The sequence below is a fragment of the Paenibacillus nuruki genome (assembly GCF_001721045.1).
GTDB classification, from domain to species: Bacteria; Bacillota; Bacilli; order Paenibacillales; family Paenibacillaceae; genus Saccharibacillus; species Saccharibacillus nuruki.
In genome coordinates, this window is record NZ_MDER01000114.1 from 1 (window position 1) to 2,626 (window position 2,626).

Below are 2,626 nucleotides of genomic sequence, written 5' to 3' on the forward strand. Positions count from 1 at the left end.
ATTTATGTGTATCTGCTTCATATAAAAAAAGTAAAGTATTACTAGAATTTTTTCTGTTAAAAGTAGAAAAAAATAAAGATATCTCAGAAAGACCAGCTTGGTTAGATACAAAAGACTGTTCTACAACTTTACTATCTGTGATTTCTCCAAAATTTGAATTCAAATCAGTACCTAGATCAATTTTTTTTAATTTGAATGTTTCTGGAGGAAAAAAACTGCTATTTTTAACTGCATATACTGAGGATACAAAACCAAATGTAATTACTATTACAACAAAGTAACGGATTATTATTTTAATCAACTTCAACACCTAAATTCTTTAAAGTATTATCATAATTTTTTATCAATCCAGTATTTCCCATTGATGCTTGCATCTGAAATAACCTTCAGATATAGGTAGACCTCGAAGGTTTTTCTTAGATATTACTCTAAATTCAGATATATAATCATTACGATCATATGCATACATAGCCATTTCGTCTGAAATGTGAACAGAAATAAAATATTTCCCTTCTAAAAAATCATTGTTTTTAATAGAAATATTAAACATTGAGTACGGCTGATTTAATTCAATATCATCCCGAATAGTATTAAATAAAGTAACAATATCACCTTTCTCATTATAAATAATTAAGCCTATACCATATTTCAATTCTTTTTCTCTAAAACCTAGAGAAATTGTAAATAAAAGATCTTCTCCAGTCATAAGAATATCTTTATTTAATTTTATACTTTTCATAAATATTTTATTGTTTAATTTCACTTCAAATTGATCTTCCGAATCTTGTATATCTGATGATTTCGCAAGTGTTTTAGCTTCTTTTTGTTCAATAAAATATTTGTATTTCTCACAAATTTCATCTGCTGGTCCCTGTTCACGAAGAATTCCTTTTTCAATCCATACTGCTCGACTGCAAAAATTTCGAATAGCACTCAGACTATGACTAACAAATAAAATGGTTGCACCATTTTGCACCATTTGTTTCATTTTCTCATAACACTTTTCTTGAAAGAACATATCACCGACAGCTAATGCTTCATCTACAATTAATATATCTGGCTCAACATTAATAGCTACAGCAAATGCTAATCTAGCAAACATACCACTCGAATAAGTTTTAACTGGTTGATATACAAAATCTCCAATATCAGCAAAATCCAGAATTTGTTGCAATTTAAAATCAATTTCTTCTTTACTTAAATTCATCATAGTTCCATTCAGGTATATATTTTCAATCCCTGTAAGTTCTTGATTAAACCCAGCCCCTAATTCTAACAAAGCAGATATTTTACCATTGACATTCACACTGCCAGAAGTAGGAGTTAAAAGACCGGTAATAATTTTAAGAATAGTAGATTTACCAGAGCCATTTGTTCCAAGTATTCCTACTATTTCTTTTTGTTTCACTTCAAATGAAATATTATTTAGGGCCATATAATCATTATGATATTTTTTTTTAAAAGGATTTAATGCTTCTTTAAGTCGATCAGCAGGCTTTAAATAAAGTTTATACAGTTTACTTATATTCTTTACATCAATCATAGTTTTCTCACTCATTTTAACACTCCATTCTTATAAAACATCAGCAAAATGAGGTTTTAATTTTTTATAAAATAAAGTTCCTATTAAAAATATAACAATAGAAACACTCCAGAAGTAAATGGTCATTTCTTGTTTTTCCCAAAACCATACCTTGCTAACTAAAGAATCCCGGTAACCTTCTATAATATAGTACATTGGATTAAATTTTAACAATGTTAGATACTTAGGCGGAAATAAATTAGGTTGCCATAAAATAGGTGAGAGCCATATTCCAAATTGTAAAACAATAGCTACAATTTGATTTAAATCTCTGAAAAAAATAACACAAGAAGCTGTAATATAAGATAAACCTAACAATAAAAAGCATAGGGCAAACAAATAATAGCCTAATTGAAAAATATAAATGTCTGGTTCATATCCATATAAAAAATATACATATAATAAAAATGCCATGAAAAATACATGTACAAAGAGTGAAGAAATAATTTTAATACTAGGTAAAATACTTACTTTAAAAACAACTTTTTTTACCAAATAACTATATTCAATGAGACTATTTGTTGAGTTACCTAATGCTTCTGAGAAAAAAAACCACGGAATCAAGCCACACATTAACCATAAAATATAAGGTATATTATTTAAAGGCACCACTCTAAAACCAATTTCAAAAATAAACCAATATACTAAAATAGTCATTAAAGGTTGTACGAAAGCCCACATTATACCAAGTTGAGAATTTGCATATTTTATCCAAAAGTCATTCTTCGCTAATTTTAAGATAAGACTTCGTGAATTATAAAATTCTTTAAATAGAGTTAAAATTCTAATCACTTCTTTCATGTAATTATACTAATCAATTATTTTACTAAATCAATATCATATAATGTTATTACCTTACCAATATTTCCTTTTTCATTATATAGACCAATATCTATTTTTTTGAATTTCGTAATTTTATTTTCGGAAATATTAGTTAAATATTCGCTTTTATTATTATTTATTAAAGAAAAATCCCAATTTGCATAGCCATATTGAATACGATTATTCGGCAAATTTTCAATTTCTGAATCAATAGGATAAGCA

4 protein-coding genes are annotated in these 2,626 nt (G+C 26.8%); all 4 read right to left on the reverse strand.

Annotated features, from left to right (window positions below; genetic code table 11):
• The coding region (locus PTI45_RS23975) for a hypothetical protein (protein ID WP_175425264.1) at positions 1-301 on the reverse strand (301 nt) is incomplete at its 3' end.
• A 42-nt stretch (positions 302-343) separates the two neighbouring features.
• Positions 344-1,558: an ABC transporter ATP-binding protein gene (locus PTI45_RS23565; RefSeq protein WP_069330030.1), complete on the reverse strand. Its 1,215-nt coding sequence runs from the start codon at positions 1,556-1,558 to the stop codon at positions 344-346.
• Between the two features lie 15 nt (positions 1,559-1,573).
• Positions 1,574-2,383 carry an ABC transporter permease gene (locus tag PTI45_RS23570; RefSeq protein WP_069330031.1) on the reverse strand — a complete coding sequence of 270 codons (810 nt, stop codon included), beginning with the start codon at positions 2,381-2,383 and terminating at the stop codon, positions 1,574-1,576.
• Positions 2,384-2,400: 17 nt separating this feature from the next.
• The coding region (locus tag PTI45_RS24350) for a hypothetical protein (protein ID WP_175425265.1) at positions 2,401-2,626 on the reverse strand (226 nt) is incomplete at its 5' end.